This is a genomic window from Pseudomonas sp. PSPC2-3 (assembly GCF_049898265.1).
In the GTDB taxonomy this organism is placed as follows: Bacteria; Pseudomonadota; Gammaproteobacteria; order Pseudomonadales; family Pseudomonadaceae; genus Aquipseudomonas; species Aquipseudomonas veronii.
Genome location: NZ_JAFCXJ010000003.1, coordinates 282812 through 296340 on the forward strand (window position 1 = coordinate 282812; position 13529 = coordinate 296340).

Genomic DNA, 13529 nt, shown 5'->3' on the forward strand with positions numbered 1-13529 from the left:
GTTCACGCGTCCTTCTGCTTGGTACCGAAGATCTTGTCACCGGCGTCGCCCAGGCCTGGGATGATGTATCCGTTTTCATTCAGGCGCTCATCGATGGACGCGGTGTAGATCTGCACGTCCGGGTGGGCCTTCTCGACGGCGGCGATGCCTTCGGGCGCGGCGACCAGCACCATGGCGCGGATGTCCTTGCAACCGGCCCTCTTCAGCAGGTCGATGGTGGCAACCATGGAACTGCCGGTGGCGAGCATCGGGTCGATGATCATCGCCAGACGCTCGTTGATTTCCGGTACGAGTTTTTCCAGGTAGGTGTGGGCCTGCAGCGTCTCTTCATTGCGAGCCACGCCCACGGCGCTGACCTTGGCGCCGGGGATCAGGCTGAGGACGCCTTCGAGCATGCCGATGCCGGCGCGCAGGATCGGCACCACGGTGATTTTCTTGCCAGCGATCTTCTCGACCTGGACGGGGCCGGCCCAACCGGGGATCTCGTAGCTCTCCAGGGGCAGGTCTTTGGTGGCTTCGTAGGTGAGCAACGCTCCGACTTCCTGAGCGAGCTCACGGAAGTTCTTCGTGCTAATGTCGGCGCGGCGCATAAGGCCGAGCTTGTGTCGGATCAGCGGATGGCGGATCTCGCGAGTGGGCATGGGAAAGGCTCCGGCGGCGGGCAAAAAAACCGGCCTAGATTAATCTATCCGAGGGTGTTGTCCTATAGACATCTAGCACGTTAGTCCATTAAGGCTTGAACGTTGCGCCTCACATGCGTACCTTTGCCCGCTTTTCTTGCCACAGCACCCCCTGGAGAGCGCCATGTCCGCTGATCTCGAGCATATCCGTCAAATCATGCGCGAGGCTGACTGCCTGTACACCGAAGCGCAAGTCGAAGAGGCGATCGCCAAGGTCGGCGCACAGATCACCCGCGAAATGGCCGACACCAACCCGGTGGTCTTCTGCGTGATGAACGGTGGTCTGATCTTCGCCGGCAAATTGCTGACCCATCTGCACTTCCCGCTGGAAGCGTCCTACCTGCATGCCACGCGTTATCGCAACGAAACCAGCGGCGGCGACCTGTTCTGGAAAGCCAAGCCGGAAGTCTCGTTCATCGACCGCGACGTGCTGATCATCGACGACATCCTCGATGAAGGGCACACCCTGGGCGCGATCATCGACTTCTGCAAACACGCCGGCGCGCGCAAAGTCCATACCGCCGTGCTGATCGACAAAGACCACGACCGCAAGGCGCGCCCGGAAATGAAGGCCGATTTCGTCGGCCTGCCGTGCATCGATCGCTACATCTTCGGTTACGGCATGGACTACAAAGGTTACTGGCGCAACGCCAATGGGATTTACGCCGTTAAAGGCATGTGATCAAGGCTCCGACGCAGGGTTGCGCATGCTATCGTGCTTGGCTTCTGCGTCTGGAGCTGTTCATGAGCCTGTTGATTCGCACCTGCGCCGCCCTGGCGCTGACCCTCAGCTTGCCGCTGGCCGCCGCCCCGGCGCCGATGCACAGCCAATTCCTGCCGCCCGACGACCTGGCCCTGCGCGCCGAAGCGCCCGACCAGCAGCAACTGTTGCAAGTCACCGAGTATGCCGTGGTGGTAGGTAATCAGCGCCAATCCACGCAGCAGCCGATCCCGGTGACGTCGCCGTTGATGATTCGCCTCAAGGGTAAGTCCTTGAACAAAGGCGCAAGCATCGCCCAGGTGAACGTCAATTTCGACGCCGAAAGCAAAAGCCTGAAAAAGCCGGTGTTCGATGACAAGACCAAGACCCTGACTTTGTCCTACCCCGCGACCCAATACCGCGTGATCGTCGACCTGCTGCGCAATGACACGGTGTATGTGCAGTTCCTCAGTTATGCCAATGGGCATATCTGGGCGGATCTGCATACCGGCGTGGTACGCACCAAGTAGCCAGCACCCTGACGAACCCAATGTGGGAGGGTGCTTGCTCCCGATGACGGTGTGTCAGTCGACATCTAATTGACGGATCCAGCGCAATCGGGAGCAAGCCCTCTCCCACAGTGGTTCTCAGCGCTTTCGCCGCTCGCGCCTCGCAGGTAGACTTCAAACCCCATGTAAATGTCCGCAGGCTGGAGTCGGTAATGCGTAAAGATAAGAAACAGGTGATTGGTGACGAGATCGGCGACGATCAGATCAAGTTGTTCCTGGACTTCGAACCCGTCGACGCGACTTCACCCTCCCTGCACAAACTGATCAAGGCCTATCGTGGCCTGCGTATCGACGACTTCGAGCGCTTCCTGGGCTTCTTCAAGGCCGCCGGCCTGGACCTCGATGGCAAGGACGAGCATGGCCATACCTTCGTCGACCTGATCAAGGACCAGCGCAACGCCGCCGAGTACATTGAATTGATCGATAACGCCCGCGGCTGATCGCAGGCGAAAAAAAGCCCCGCTGCTCATATCGAGAAGCGGGGCTTTTTTATTTCGAGGCCTTAAGCGTAGCTTTGGGCTTCGTTGTTTTGCTCAACCAGTTCCAGGCTGATGTTGTTCTGCGCGTTGATCTTGCGGTACAGCTCGGCATCGGTCTCCAGGACCTTTTCACGGGCCGGGAAGATCTCGTGCAGTTTGGCCGCCCACTCGCCGGCAGCCTTGGTCGGGAAGCAGCGTTCGATCAGTTCGAGCATGATCGACACCGTCACCGAAGCGCCCGGGGACGCGCCCAGCAGCGCCGCCAGCGAGCCGTCTTTGGCCGCGACCAGCTCGGTGCCGAATTGCAGCACGCCGCCTTTTTTCGGGTCTTTCTTGATGATCTGCACCCGTTGGCCGGCCACTTCCAGGCGCCAGTCTTCGGCTTTGGCTTGCGGGTAGAAGCGGCGCAGGGATTCCAGGCGCTGTTCCATGGACTGCATCACTTCGCTGACCAGGTACTTGGTCAGGTCCATGTTGTCCCGGGCCACGGCCAGCATCGGGCCGATGTTGCCGGCGCGCACCGACAACGGCAGGTCAAGGAACGAGCCGTGCTTGAGGAACTTGGTGGTGAAACCGGCGTAAGGCCCGAACAGCAGGGACGTCTTGCCGTCGACCACGCGGGTGTCCAGGTGCGGCACGGACATCGGTGGCGACCCCACGGCGGCCTGGCTGTAAACCTTGGCCTGGTGGTGCTTGACCACTTCCGGGTTGTCGCAACGCAGCCACTGGCCACTGACCGGGAAACCGCCGAAGCCTTTGCTTTCTTCGATGCCCGAGGCTTGCAGCAGCGGCAGGGCCGCGCCACCGGCGCCGAGGAACACGAACTTGGCGTCCACGTCGCGGCTGTTGCCGCTGTTGACGTCCTTGATGCTCACGGTCCAGCCCGCGCCATTGCGCTTGAGGCCGGTCACGCGTTTGCTGTACTTGACCTGGGCATCGGGCGCGCTGGTCAGGTGGTTCAGCAACTGGTTGGTCAGGGCGCCGAAGTTGACGTCGGTGCCGTTCTGCACACGGGTCGCGGCGATTTTTTCGTCGAGCGGGCGGCCTGGCATCATCAGCGGCATCCACTCGACCATCTCGTTGCGGTCTTCGGTATAGCGCATATCCGAAAATGCATGATGCTGGCTGAGGGTTTCAAAGCGCTTCCTGAGGAAGGCTACGCCTTTGTCGCCCTGCACGAAGCTCAGGTGCGGCACCGGGGTGATAAAGGACCTGGACGAGCCAAAGGTGCCTTTTTTGGTCAGGTACGCCCAGAACTGCTTCGACACCTCGAACTGGGTGTTGATGTGGACAGCTTTCTTGATGTCGATGGAACCGTCGGCGGCCTGGGGTGTGTAATTCAGCTCACACAGCCCGGCGTGGCCGGTACCGGCGTTGTTCCACGGGTTGGAACTCTCCGCGGCTCCCGAGTCCATCAGCTCAACGACTTCCAGCTTGAGGCCGGGGTCGAGCTCTTTGAGCAGTACGGCCAGGGTGGCACTCATGATGCCGGCCCCTACCAGTACTACGTCGACTGCTTCGTTATGCGCCATTTAACGCGTCTCCAAAATCTGCAGCACCAAATTGACGGCATGGCTGCCAGGAGTGACGGGGCGGTTCACGTGTTGCCCCAGGTTACCCATGGCCAGGATCGCCATGTCCGATTCGCAATTCTTTGCAAGTTCAGCGCACGCTTCCTGCCGGGCTAATCCGCCTATGAACGCATTCATGGGCTGCCGTGGCAATTCGACTTATGGTCAAAGCGTGCGATCCGTGCAATCAATCCGTAGCGGACAGGCTCAAGCCCCGGAGCACTCGGTCCTGTGTGATTGGGCTGTTCCAGACGCTGATGGTGCTTGTACAAACGCCAAACTATTCATTTGCTCGCCACACTCTTGTGAAGTTGTGAAAACCCGTTTTTTCACGCTCTTTTGAAGACGTGAACCTCAAAAAAGGGCTGCCCCAGCCTGGCACCTGGCCCGGAAAACCTTGCCGGCATGCGGCAAAACGGGCAAACAACTCAAGTGGCCGAGCGCAATGGCAGCTCTGGCAGATTCGGTAAAGGCGGGTGGTTTGCAAAGAAAACAGCAAGCGCGCCAGCTTCACACGATCTGTGTGGGCGGCTCTCTGTGGGCGATCTGGGGGGGCTAATACCGAAGCATTAACGATGTTGCGAGGCCCGATCAGGAGACGTCCTTATAATCGGGGGGAGATTGTAGCGAAGAACGCCAAGGAAATGGGCGTGTTTTATGACTTTTATTAGGCGTTCGGTCAGGCGGCCAACGGGTGGCGATGCGGCGACTGCGTCGCGCGTTGGCTGATACGGGCGCTGGCGGGCAGCGGGCGGTGCATCCAGCTCAAGCGGATTTCTTCGATTTCCACCCAGCCAGCGCCGACCGGTGGCTGGCTGCACTCTTTGAAAGCCTGGCAGCGACCTTGCACATCGAGCAGGGCAAATTGGCGAAGGGCGGGCTTGCGGGTAAACAGCGACCAGAGAAAATGCATGAAATCAGCCTCCTGAGATTGAGGCCAAGCATGCCTGCCGGGGATGACGGGCGCGTGTATCGGCTGTGACATATCGGTGACACCGAACCCCTACAATGCCTGCGGGTCTTAGGTTGTAACTGACGCTAGTTCCCGGCGAGGGCCGCCCGCTATACTGCCGGCCTGTCGGTACTCGATTTCTGGAGAGAAGAGCATGTTGCAACGCCTGTTGTTCGGTTTGATCACTGTGACCAGTTTGACCCTGGTTGGCTGCGCCAATAGCCCGCAACAACTCAGCCCGCAACCGAAGCTCACCACGCAGTTGGCCCCGGTGGGTCACGGTCAGCCGGTGTCGGTGCGTGTGGTGGATGGTCGTCCTTCGCCGACCCTGGGCTCCCGTGGTGGCCTGTATCCGGAGACCGCGCTGGTGTCGGTGAGCGGTGCCGATGTGCTCCCCAAGCTGCAAGCCCAGGCTGAAGCCGCGGTGCGGCTGCTCGGCTTTACCCCGGCCAACTCGCCGGGCGCGCCGCAGTTGACCATCACCCTGGCCGAGCTGAAATACCAGTCGCCCAAAGAAGGCCTGTACGTGACTGAGGCCACTATCGGCGCGACGTTCAGGTCCGACGTGAGCGCCGGCACCCGTCGCTACAGCGGCCGTTATGGTGCGTCCCTCAACCAGCGCTTCGGCATGTCGCCTAACCAGGAGACCAACACCAAGCTGGTCAGCGATGTCCTGAGCGACGCCCTGACCCGTCTGTTCAAGGACCCGAGCATCGGCCAGCTGCTCAGCTCGCAATAACGCTCAATAACAAGCCGGGCTCAGCGCTGAGCCCGGCTTTTTTGTGCCCGCCGTTTCATGCCGCGGTGTTGATACCGAAGTCGAGCAGGCTTATCCCGGTCAGCAGGTCCGTCTCCGGCAGGTCCGCATGCTGGTGCCCGCCAAGGGCGCAATACACCAGCCAGTGGCGATCCTGGACGTTGAACGCGAGGCCGCCGATCAGCGCCTCTTGCTCATCGCTTGGGGCTATCAAATACAGTCGATCCTGGTTTTGCGCGTGCAACATGACAAGCTCCCGAGCGTTCGAAGGGCCACAGAGTGAACGGTTAAGGTGACGTTCAGGTGACGCCGTAAATTACTCGATACATTAGCCGTCAATGGGGGAAGGAGCTTTTAGGTGCAGGAGGCGACTTCCGTTCAGGTTTGTATCTGAATGGATACCAAGGCACTGTTTCAACGAGGTGTGTGATGGCGCTGGCCGGACTGCTGATCAATGTTGTTGCTCTATCAGTGGCCTGCTCTGGCGCTGCACTGCTATTCATTACCCGTTTGAAGGAACAGCGCGCCATGGCCAGGCTCGCCGCGCAAAGCGAAGAGCGCGCCATCGACCAACCCATGCTGTTTCTGGATGTACGCACCGAACGGGCGCATCGCCTGGCTTATCGTATTGGTTTCGCCTGCCTGGGGCTGGCGCTGCTGGTTTCATGGATCAGCACGCGTTTTTAGTTGCACCCTGAAACGACGGTGGGAGCGGGCTTGCTCGCGACAACGGAGTTACAGTCGGTACCGCTGTGACTGAACCACCGCATCGCAGGCAAGCCCGCTCCCACAGGTTTGGCTAGGTGTATTACAGCGGGATTCCCGCCTTGACCCGATATTGATTGCGCACTGGCGTTGCATATTGCACCACCAGGAACGGCCGGTGTTCGACCGGGCACTCGCTCAAGCGCCGCTCCCACTCTGCCTTGGCCTTGGCCAACTCGTCGGCCGGGAAGATATCCGCTGCCTTGGGCACCTGCAGTTGCGGGTCGGCGTCACTCCACTGGGCGTAGGCCAGGTAGTGAACCGGGAACAGGCGATAACCTCCGAGAATCTGCCGGTCCATTTCCACGGCGAGCAGCTTGGTGTCTTCGAAGCGCTCGGTGATCGGCGGGGCAAAGTTCACATGCACCCGGCCCTTGTAGCCGGTAATGCCCAGGGCAATGCTCACATCGTCTTCACCCGGTGCCTTGGTGTAGGTGCCGGTGGTGGCGCGGATGTACAGCTCGCGAGCCTTGGCCAAGTCGCATGGGTCGTATTCGTAGCTGATGGACACGGGCGTCAGGTTCAGCGACTGGATCACCTCGGCGAACGGCTCGTCCTTGCGGCTGACGTGGAACATCTTGAGGATCGCCGATTCGGTGCGGTCATCCCCATCCTTGGCGCGGCCTTCGGCCTGGGCGATCCAGATCGACTGGCAGTCGTGGCGGATCGAATGGTTGATGTAGGCCGACAGCAACTGGTAAGCCGCCATTTTTTCCTTTCGCCCGGTGATCGAGCGGTGCACGATGAAGCTCTTGTTCAGGCGCATCAGGTCGCTGACAAACGGCTTTTGCAGCAGGTTGTCGCCGATGGCGATACGCGGTGTCGGCAGGCCGGCGTGGTACACGGCGTAGTTGACGAAGGCCGGGTCCATCACGATATCGCGATGGTTGGCCAAAAAGACGTAGGCGGTGCCCGATTTGAGCTGTTCCACGCCGGTATAGGTCACGCCGTCGGTCGCTCGATCAATGGTGTGGTCGACGTAATACTCGACTTTGTCCTGCAGCGTGGCCACGGTGGTGACGCCGGCGAATTCACGGCGCAGTTTGCGGGCGATCATGGGTTTGAGCAGCCAGCCCAGCGCGCCGGCAAAGCGCGGGAAGCGGAAGTGGGTCAGGATGTCCAGAAAGGCCTTGTCACTGAACAGCCGCTCCAGCACTGCCGGGACTTCGCTGTCGTTGTAAGGTCGGATGGTATCGAATTCGCCCATCATGCTCTCTTGTTAGAAACGGCTAGGGTAAGTAGAGGAAATACCAGGGTGCGGCCCGAGTAATGGGCTCGGCCGAAATATAACCCTGTAAATAGACCGGCGATTATACGCACAAGTCACTTGGGAGACTGCGATGCTGGAAACCGCGCTGTACGATTGTCCTTATTGTGGTGAAGTGGTGGAGACAACCGTGGATTTATCCGGCGGCGACCAGACCTATATAGAAGACTGTCAGGTATGTTGCCGACCGATCATTTTCAACCTGCAGGTCCATGGTGAAGAGTGGATGCTCGAAACTCGCAGCGAAAACGAATAGCAGGTACGCCCATGCAGCGAATCTACGAACCGGAAAACCTGATGGAAGGCGAGCTGCTGCAGCAGATGCTCGCCAGCGAAGGGATCGAGGCGCATTTGGTGGGGCGCCATTTGCTCGGCGGTAGCGGCGAGTTACCGATTTTCGGGCTGCTGGGGCTAGAAGTGGACAACGACCAGGCAGCCTGCGCGCGGGAGCTGATCACCGCGTATAACGGTGCGCAACCGTTGCCCGGCGATGAACCCGACAGCTTCCCCGACGTGTTGGTCTGTTAGGCTGTCGGTCGGTTTATCCAAGAGTCGTGTTGCCCCATGTGTGGACGTTATGCCCTGTTTCGCTGGAACCCCACGTTTGCTGCCTTGCCGGGCTTTCCGGCGGATCAGCAGGCCCAGTGGAATATTTCTCCCAATGATTCGGTGCTGATCCAGCGCGCCACCGACGGCCAGCGCACCCTGGCCCGCGCCCGCTGGGGCCTGACACCGCCTTGGCTGACGGACCTTTCCCGTACCCCGGCGCATGCCCGCGCCGAAACCCTGGCTGAGCAACCGATGTTCCGCGAAGCGTTTCGCCAGCGTCGCTGCCTGTTGCCGGCCAACGGGTTCTACGAATGGCGCGGCACCCAGCGCAAGCGGCCGTACTGGTTGACGCCAGGGGAAGGTTCGACGCTGTTTTTTGCGGCCATCTGGGAAGCGTATCCGGTGCAGGAGCAAGTGTGGCTGAGCACCGCGGTGGTGACCCAGGCGGCGCAGAGTCAGCGGCGGCCGTTGATTCTGGATGCGGCGGGGCAGGAAGCCTGGCTGAACCCCGAGACGCCGCTGCCGGTGTTGCAGGGGCTGTTGGCCAGCGAGCCGGTCGCCTTGCGTGAACGGGTGCTGGCCAACATGGTCAACGATCCCAAGCTGAATGGGCCGGAGTGCCTGACTCCGGCTTGAGCCCGAAAGTCCGCCACCGTTGTGGGATGTATCCGAAATTTAGCGTCTGCACGTCTGATGTATCTGGCGTCGATACAAATCACCGCCTAGGATACGCGCCATGTTTTCAGGGCGTCTTTTCAGGGAGAGTGTGTTGATGAAGAAATCATTGGCCGTAAGTGTATTGGCGGCAGCAGTGCTGCTGGCCGGGTGTCAGTCCGTCAACACCACCAGCGGCGGTGCCGTTGGGGTGGAGCGCAAGCAGTACATGTTCAGCATGCTGTCGAGCCAGGAAGTCGACCAGATGTATGCGCAGTCCTACCAGCAGACCCTGGGTGAAGCCAGCGGCAAAGGCCTGGTGGACAAGACCAGCGCCAACGCCAAGCGCGTGCAGGCCATCGCCAACCGCCTGATCGCCCAGGCGCCGACCTTCCGTCCGGATGCGGCGCAGTGGAAGTGGGAAGTGAACCTGATCAAGAGCGATGAGATGAACGCCAACTGCGGGCCGGGCGGCAAGATCTTCGTGTACAGCGGGCTGATCGATAACCTCAAGCTCAGCGATGACGAGCTGGCGGCGGTGATGGGCCATGAAATCGCCCACGCCTTGCGCGAGCATGGCCGTGAAGCCATGTCCAAGGCCTACGGCATCGAGATGGCCAAGCAGGGCGCCGGCGCGTTGCTTGGTCTCGGCCAGGACAGCATGGCGCTGGCCGATACCGTGGCCAACTACGGCATGACCTTGCCCAACAGCCGCAGCAATGAAAACGAAGCGGACCTGATCGGCCTGGAGCTGGCGGCCCGCGCCGGTTACAACCCGAACGCCGCCATCACGTTGTGGAACAAGATGGCCAAGGCTTCGGAAGGCGCGCCTCCGGAGTTCATGAGCACTCACCCGGCCTCCGACAGTCGGATCGCCTCGTTGCAGGCGGCGATTCCGAAGGTGATGCCGTTGTATCAGCAGGCCAAGAAGTCCTGATAATCCAAGCCTCATGAAGATCCAAATGTGGGAGGGGGCAAGCCCCTCCCACATTGGATTGGGTTTGCAGGCTTGGATCCTTAGATCCAACCGCTGCTTTGCATGGCCTTGTACACCGCCACGATCGCCAGGACGAAAAACGCCGTAGCCGCCAGTCGACGAATCAAGGTCAACGGCAATTTCTCCGCGGCAAAATTCCCCGCCAGAACCACCGGTACGTTGGCAATCAACATGCCCAGGGTGGTGCCGATAACCACCAGCCACAGCTCAGGGTATTGCGCCGCCAGCATCACCGTGGCGATCTGCGTCTTGTCGCCGATTTCGGCGAGGAAGAACGCAATCAGGGTGGTCAGGAACGGCCCGAACTTGCGCGTGGTGCTGGCTTCGTCATCGTCGAGTTTGTCCGGCACCAGGGTCCACAGCGCCGTGGCACAGAAACTTGCGGCGAGAATCCAGTGCAGCACCGCATCCGAGAAGAAACTGCCGAACCAGGCACCTACGGCACCCGCAGCGGCATGGTTCGCCAGGGTCGCGGCGATGATGCCGGCGATGATCGGCCAGGGTTTGCGAAAGCGTGCGGCAAGGATGAGCGCGAGCAGTTGGGTCTTGTCGCCGATTTCGGCCAAGGCAACGATTGCGGTAGGGACGAGCAGTGAATCCAGCATCAGGTAGGTTTCCAGGGACGGGTCGACACGGCTATGACACGTACAGCCTTCCCGCCCCGGGTAAGGTGTGCGTGTCATAGGTCTTGTCAAACCCCGGTCCGTCTGAGCGGACTCCTGGGTCGCATACGCCATGGTCTGCTGACCAAGTATGTTGACGTATGCCGGACGAGCGTGGCGCTCGTGGGAGACTACTCCCCTAGGACGGAGCGGATTCTGCCTAGGCAAAATCCATTCGGCAAGTGTTCTTTTGCAAACGCCGATCAGCCGCGCTTGGCGCGATAGATGCGAAAACCATTGCCTTCGGCCTTGACCGCACACACGCCCAAGTGCTCTTCGATCAGCGGCTGGTACTTCAGGAAGCTGTTGGCAACCAGTCGGAGTTCGCCGCCTTTTGCCAGGTGTTTCGCGGCTTTTCGCAGCAAGTTCTCCGTGGCGAAGTAATCGGTGTGTACCCCGACATGGAACGGCGGGTTGCTCAGGATCGCGTTCAAGCCCATTGGCGCGGCATCGATGCCGTCTGCGGTCAGCACGTCGGCTTCCAGACCGTTGGCCGCCAGGGTCAGGCGGCTGCTGGCGGTGGCGAAGGCGTCCACATCCAGCATCGTCACCGTATTGTGCGGGTAGCGACGTTTGACCGCCGCGCCCAACACACCGGCGCCGCAACCGAAGTCCAGCAGGTGGCCGCTGGGCAGTTTGTCCAAATGCTCCAGCAACAACTCGGTGCCACGATCCAGGCGGCCATGGCTGAACACGCCCGGCAGGCTCACCACTTTCAGCGGACCTTCGGCCAGCGGCACTTCGAAAACCTGCGCCAGGCTCTCCAACTCCACCGCTTGCGGCGCGTTGGCCACGGTGACCTGCCACAACTGGCAGTGCCGTGCGTTATCGAGTTTGCGCGGCTTGCCGAAGGGGATCATCTGTTTGGCGGCGCTTTCGATCCCGCCTTTTTTCTCCCCCACCAGAAACAGCTCGGCACCGGGCAGGCGCGCGGCCACGGCGTTGAGCAGATAGTCGGTGAGGTCCTTGGACTTGGGCAGGAAGATCACTGCCGCATCAAACGTGCGCTGCGGCACATTCACGCCGAACTGGCTGCGCTCGGGGAAACGTGCGTCGAGCGCAGCCTGGTCACCGGCATGCCAGCACCAGCCGTGGGCGTTGGGCAGGCGGCCAAGCAAATCGTCGGCAGGCAACCCCACCAGCAGCAGGTTGCCTTGAAAAAGTTCGGCCTGACGAAGCAGTACTTCACTGCGCGGATCCATGGTCTGCTCCTTGAAAAGGGGCGCAGTTTATCAACTGACGACGCGCAGCGGGGCGCCGCTGAAAAAGCCGCGGGCGTTTTCCGCCAGTTGGCCGACAATCCGCTGCCGCGCTTCGCGACTGCCCCAGGCGTTGTGGGGCGTGACGATCAAGCGCGGGATATCGTCGGCCAGCAACGGGTTGCCATGCACCGGAGGTTCGACGCTCAGCACATCGGTCGCCGCGCCGCCCAGGTGGCCATTGCGCAAGGCGTCGGCCAGGGCCTGTTCGTTGATCAGGCCACCGCGCGCGGTGTTGACGATAAACGCGCCGGGCTTGAGCAGCGCCAGCTCGCGAGCGCCGATCAAGTCGCGGGTGTGTTCGTTGAGCGGGCAGTGCAGCGTCAGCGCGTCGACCTGCGCCAGCAGTTCATCCAGCGGCATGCGGTCGGCGCGGGCAGGGCGCCCGGGAATGGCGCCGAGTATGACGCGCATGCCAAAGGCCTCGGCCAGCCGTGCGACGGCACTGCCCAGTTCGCCATGCCCGAGCAAACCGAGGGTTTTGCCCTCCAGCTCGACGATCGGGTGGTCCAGCAGGCAGAACTGCTTGGCGGCTTGCCATTTGCCCGCGCTGACATCCCGTTGATAGTCCTTCAGCCGCGTCGCCAGGTTGAGCAGCAGCATGATCGTATGCTGCGCCACCGACGGCGTGCCGTAGCCCTGACAGTTACTGACGGTGACGCCATGGGCGCGGGCGGCTTCAAGGTCGACGTTATTGGTGCCCGTGGCCGACACCAGGATCAGTTTGAGTTCGGGGCAGGCGGCCAGGGTTTCGCTGTTGAGCGCAATCTTGTTGCTGATAGCGACCTGGGCGCCTTGCAGGCGTTCGACCACATTCTGCGGGGTGGTCTGCTCAAACAGCTGCAGCTCGCTGAAACAGTTGTGCAGCTCACTGAGATCGAGATCCCCCAGGTCGAGGGATGGGTGATCTAGGAAGACGGCGCGGCGATTGTTCGTCATCAACTGTACCTTTTGTGACAGGGTTCGAAGGCGTAATCTGCCGAGCCTATCAGATGAAATAATCCGTTACTTAATGGAGTGAGTATGTACGTCGCCGAGTTTTTGACCGTGGCCTTGATTCACCTGCTGGCAGTGGCCAGCCCCGGTCCGGATTTCGCGGTGGTGGTGCGCGAAAGTGTCACCCACGGCCGCCGCGCCGGGACCTGGACCGCATTGGGCGTGGGCTCGGCGATTTTCCTGCACGTGGGGTACTCGTTACTCGGCATCGGTTTGATCGTGTCCCAGTCCATCGTGCTGTTCAACGCACTGAAATGGGCGGCGGCGGCCTACCTGCTGTACATCGGCTTCAAGGCCCTGCGCGCGCAGCCGGCCAAGCCAGCCGCCGAGGGCGAACTGCACCGCGAAGTCGGCGAACGCACCCCACGCGGGGCGTTTACCGCAGGCTTTGTGACTAACGGTTTGAACCCCAAGGCCACGTTGTTCTTCCTGTCGCTGTTTACCGTGGTGATCAACCCGCACACACCGCTGGCGGTGCAGGCGGGTTATGGCGTGTACCTGGCGGTAGCGACGGCGGCGTGGTTCTGCCTGGTGGCGATGTTGTTCAGCCAGCAGCGGGTGCGTGCAGGGTTTGCGCGGATGGGGCATTGGTTCGATCGGACGATGGGGGCGGTGTTGATTGCCATCGGCGTAAAACTGGCGTTCACCGGTATGAAATGAGTCGAACTCTCT

General features: G+C 61.0%; 18 protein-coding genes and 1 riboswitch. Of the genes, 10 read left to right on the plus strand and 8 right to left on the minus strand.

The window, feature by feature from the left end; all coding sequences use genetic code 11:
* Positions 1–2 precede the first annotated feature (2 nt).
* On the minus strand, positions 3–641 hold the full coding sequence (upp, locus tag ACP7E3_RS08730; protein ID WP_017845966.1) for a uracil phosphoribosyltransferase: 639 nt from the start codon (positions 639–641) through the stop codon (positions 3–5).
* A gap of 163 nt (positions 642–804) precedes the next feature.
* Here upp and ACP7E3_RS08735 point away from each other — a divergent pair, with 163 nt between their 5' ends.
* From ACP7E3_RS08735 to ACP7E3_RS08745, 3 genes are all read left to right on the plus strand, one after another.
* Positions 805–1362: a hypoxanthine-guanine phosphoribosyltransferase gene (locus ACP7E3_RS08735; RefSeq protein ID WP_010567709.1), complete on the plus strand. Its 558-nt coding sequence runs from the start codon at positions 805–807 to the stop codon at positions 1360–1362.
* 62 nt (positions 1363–1424) lie between these two features.
* A complete protein-coding gene (locus tag ACP7E3_RS08740; protein ID WP_128191582.1) occupies positions 1425–1910 on the plus strand; it encodes a hypothetical protein in 486 nt (161 codons plus the stop codon).
* Between the two features lie 191 nt (positions 1911–2101).
* A complete protein-coding gene (locus ACP7E3_RS08745) occupies positions 2102–2389 on the plus strand; it encodes a PA4642 family protein (RefSeq protein ID WP_046384671.1) in 288 nt (95 codons plus the stop codon).
* Between the two features lie 62 nt (positions 2390–2451).
* Here ACP7E3_RS08745 and mqo read toward each other — a convergent pair whose 3' ends face one another.
* Entirely contained in the window at positions 2452–3960 is a 1509-nt protein-coding gene (gene mqo / locus ACP7E3_RS08750) for a malate dehydrogenase (quinone) (RefSeq protein WP_057004261.1), read from the minus strand.
* Positions 3961–4678: 718 nt separating this feature from the next.
* On the minus strand, positions 4679–4912 hold the full coding sequence (locus ACP7E3_RS08755) for a hypothetical protein (protein WP_426122870.1): 234 nt from the start codon (positions 4910–4912) through the stop codon (positions 4679–4681).
* 193 nt (positions 4913–5105) lie between these two features.
* Here ACP7E3_RS08755 and ACP7E3_RS08760 point away from each other — a divergent pair, with 193 nt between their 5' ends.
* Positions 5106–5690: a YajG family lipoprotein gene (locus tag ACP7E3_RS08760; protein WP_126587543.1), complete on the plus strand. Its 585-nt coding sequence runs from the start codon at positions 5106–5108 to the stop codon at positions 5688–5690.
* A gap of 55 nt (positions 5691–5745) precedes the next feature.
* On the opposite strand, the gene ACP7E3_RS08765 is transcribed toward ACP7E3_RS08760, so the two are convergent.
* Positions 5746–5955 (minus strand): hypothetical protein, encoded by a 210-nt coding sequence (locus ACP7E3_RS08765; RefSeq protein WP_426122872.1) that lies wholly within the window; start codon positions 5953–5955, stop codon positions 5746–5748.
* Positions 5956–6137: 182 nt separating this feature from the next.
* On the opposite strand from ACP7E3_RS08765, the gene ACP7E3_RS08770 reads away from it, so the two are divergent.
* Complete coding sequence (locus ACP7E3_RS08770) at positions 6138–6395, plus strand: hypothetical protein (protein ID WP_046384667.1); 258 nt, start codon at positions 6138–6140, stop codon at positions 6393–6395.
* A 121-nt stretch (positions 6396–6516) separates the two neighbouring features.
* Here the strand turns inward: ACP7E3_RS08770 and ACP7E3_RS08775 are convergent, their stop codons facing one another.
* The gene (locus tag ACP7E3_RS08775; RefSeq protein ID WP_169850554.1) at positions 6517–7680 is read right to left on the minus strand and encodes a 1-acyl-sn-glycerol-3-phosphate acyltransferase; all 1164 of its coding nucleotides are present in this window, start codon (positions 7678–7680) and stop codon (positions 6517–6519) included.
* A gap of 133 nt (positions 7681–7813) precedes the next feature.
* On the opposite strand from ACP7E3_RS08775, the gene ACP7E3_RS08780 reads away from it, so the two are divergent.
* The 4 genes from ACP7E3_RS08780 to ACP7E3_RS08795 all read left to right on the plus strand — a co-directional run bounded on the left by ACP7E3_RS08780 (position 7814) and on the right by ACP7E3_RS08795 (position 9880).
* Positions 7814–7996 (plus strand): CPXCG motif-containing cysteine-rich protein, encoded by a 183-nt coding sequence (locus tag ACP7E3_RS08780; protein WP_017845955.1) that lies wholly within the window; start codon positions 7814–7816, stop codon positions 7994–7996.
* Positions 7997–8007: 11 nt separating this feature from the next.
* The gene (locus ACP7E3_RS08785) at positions 8008–8268 is read left to right on the plus strand and encodes a putative signal transducing protein (protein ID WP_017845954.1); all 261 of its coding nucleotides are present in this window, start codon (positions 8008–8010) and stop codon (positions 8266–8268) included.
* Positions 8269–8304: 36 nt separating this feature from the next.
* On the plus strand, positions 8305–8925 hold the full coding sequence (locus tag ACP7E3_RS08790; RefSeq protein ID WP_057004262.1) for an SOS response-associated peptidase: 621 nt from the start codon (positions 8305–8307) through the stop codon (positions 8923–8925).
* A gap of 136 nt (positions 8926–9061) precedes the next feature.
* Entirely contained in the window at positions 9062–9880 is an 819-nt protein-coding gene (locus tag ACP7E3_RS08795; RefSeq protein WP_017845952.1) for a M48 family metallopeptidase, read from the plus strand.
* An 80-nt stretch (positions 9881–9960) separates the two neighbouring features.
* Here the strand turns inward: ACP7E3_RS08795 and ACP7E3_RS08800 are convergent, their stop codons facing one another.
* The 3 genes from ACP7E3_RS08800 to ACP7E3_RS08810 all read right to left on the minus strand — a co-directional run bounded on the left by ACP7E3_RS08800 (position 9961) and on the right by ACP7E3_RS08810 (position 12800).
* Positions 9961–10545 carry a TMEM165/GDT1 family protein gene (locus ACP7E3_RS08800; protein ID WP_017845951.1) on the minus strand — a complete coding sequence of 195 codons (585 nt, stop codon included), beginning with the start codon at positions 10543–10545 and terminating at the stop codon, positions 9961–9963.
* Between the two features lie 88 nt (positions 10546–10633).
* A riboswitch (yybP-ykoY riboswitch) is annotated at positions 10634–10755 on the minus strand.
* 50 nt (positions 10756–10805) lie between these two features.
* Positions 10806–11804 carry a class I SAM-dependent methyltransferase gene (locus ACP7E3_RS08805; protein ID WP_017845950.1) on the minus strand — a complete coding sequence of 333 codons (999 nt, stop codon included), beginning with the start codon at positions 11802–11804 and terminating at the stop codon, positions 10806–10808.
* A 30-nt stretch (positions 11805–11834) separates the two neighbouring features.
* Positions 11835–12800, minus strand: a complete 966-nt coding sequence (locus ACP7E3_RS08810) for a 2-hydroxyacid dehydrogenase (RefSeq protein ID WP_017845949.1) — start codon at positions 12798–12800, stop codon at positions 11835–11837.
* Between the two features lie 84 nt (positions 12801–12884).
* Between ACP7E3_RS08810 and ACP7E3_RS08815 the strand changes: the two genes are divergently transcribed.
* Positions 12885–13517: a LysE family translocator gene (locus tag ACP7E3_RS08815; protein ID WP_426122876.1), complete on the plus strand. Its 633-nt coding sequence runs from the start codon at positions 12885–12887 to the stop codon at positions 13515–13517.
* The last annotated feature ends 12 nt before the right edge of the window (positions 13518–13529 follow it).

Excerpts from the sequence above, each read along its gene's own strand:
- ACP7E3_RS08765 (WP_426122872.1), bottom strand. The coding sequence starts at position 5,955 with ATGTTGCACGCGCAAAACCAGGATCGACTGTATTTGATAGCCCCAAGC.
- ACP7E3_RS08805 (WP_017845950.1), bottom strand. The coding sequence starts at position 11,804 with ATGGATCCGCGCAGTGAAGTACTGCTTCGTCAGGCCGAACTTTTTCAA.
- ACP7E3_RS08810 (WP_017845949.1), bottom strand. The coding sequence starts at position 12,800 with ATGACGAACAATCGCCGCGCCGTCTTCCTAGATCACCCATCCCTCGAC.
- ACP7E3_RS08775 (WP_169850554.1), bottom strand. The coding sequence starts at position 7,680 with ATGGGCGAATTCGATACCATCCGACCTTACAACGACAGCGAAGTCCCG.
- ACP7E3_RS08815 (WP_426122876.1), top strand. The coding sequence starts at position 12,885 with ATGTACGTCGCCGAGTTTTTGACCGTGGCCTTGATTCACCTGCTGGCA.
- ACP7E3_RS08760 (WP_126587543.1), top strand. The coding sequence starts at position 5,106 with ATGTTGCAACGCCTGTTGTTCGGTTTGATCACTGTGACCAGTTTGACC.
- ACP7E3_RS08755 (WP_426122870.1), bottom strand. The coding sequence starts at position 4,912 with ATGCATTTTCTCTGGTCGCTGTTTACCCGCAAGCCCGCCCTTCGCCAA.
- upp (WP_017845966.1), bottom strand. The coding sequence starts at position 641 with ATGCCCACTCGCGAGATCCGCCATCCGCTGATCCGACACAAGCTCGGC.
- ACP7E3_RS08735 (WP_010567709.1), top strand. The coding sequence starts at position 805 with ATGTCCGCTGATCTCGAGCATATCCGTCAAATCATGCGCGAGGCTGAC.
- ACP7E3_RS08795 (WP_017845952.1), top strand. The coding sequence starts at position 9,062 with ATGAAGAAATCATTGGCCGTAAGTGTATTGGCGGCAGCAGTGCTGCTG.
- ACP7E3_RS08790 (WP_057004262.1), top strand. The coding sequence starts at position 8,305 with ATGTGTGGACGTTATGCCCTGTTTCGCTGGAACCCCACGTTTGCTGCC.
- ACP7E3_RS08780 (WP_017845955.1), top strand. The coding sequence starts at position 7,814 with ATGCTGGAAACCGCGCTGTACGATTGTCCTTATTGTGGTGAAGTGGTG.
- ACP7E3_RS08800 (WP_017845951.1), bottom strand. The coding sequence starts at position 10,545 with ATGCTGGATTCACTGCTCGTCCCTACCGCAATCGTTGCCTTGGCCGAA.
- mqo (WP_057004261.1), bottom strand. The coding sequence starts at position 3,960 with ATGGCGCATAACGAAGCAGTCGACGTAGTACTGGTAGGGGCCGGCATC.
- ACP7E3_RS08785 (WP_017845954.1), top strand. The coding sequence starts at position 8,008 with ATGCAGCGAATCTACGAACCGGAAAACCTGATGGAAGGCGAGCTGCTG.
- ACP7E3_RS08740 (WP_128191582.1), top strand. The coding sequence starts at position 1,425 with ATGAGCCTGTTGATTCGCACCTGCGCCGCCCTGGCGCTGACCCTCAGC.
- ACP7E3_RS08770 (WP_046384667.1), top strand. The coding sequence starts at position 6,138 with ATGGCGCTGGCCGGACTGCTGATCAATGTTGTTGCTCTATCAGTGGCC.
- ACP7E3_RS08745 (WP_046384671.1), top strand. The coding sequence starts at position 2,102 with ATGCGTAAAGATAAGAAACAGGTGATTGGTGACGAGATCGGCGACGAT.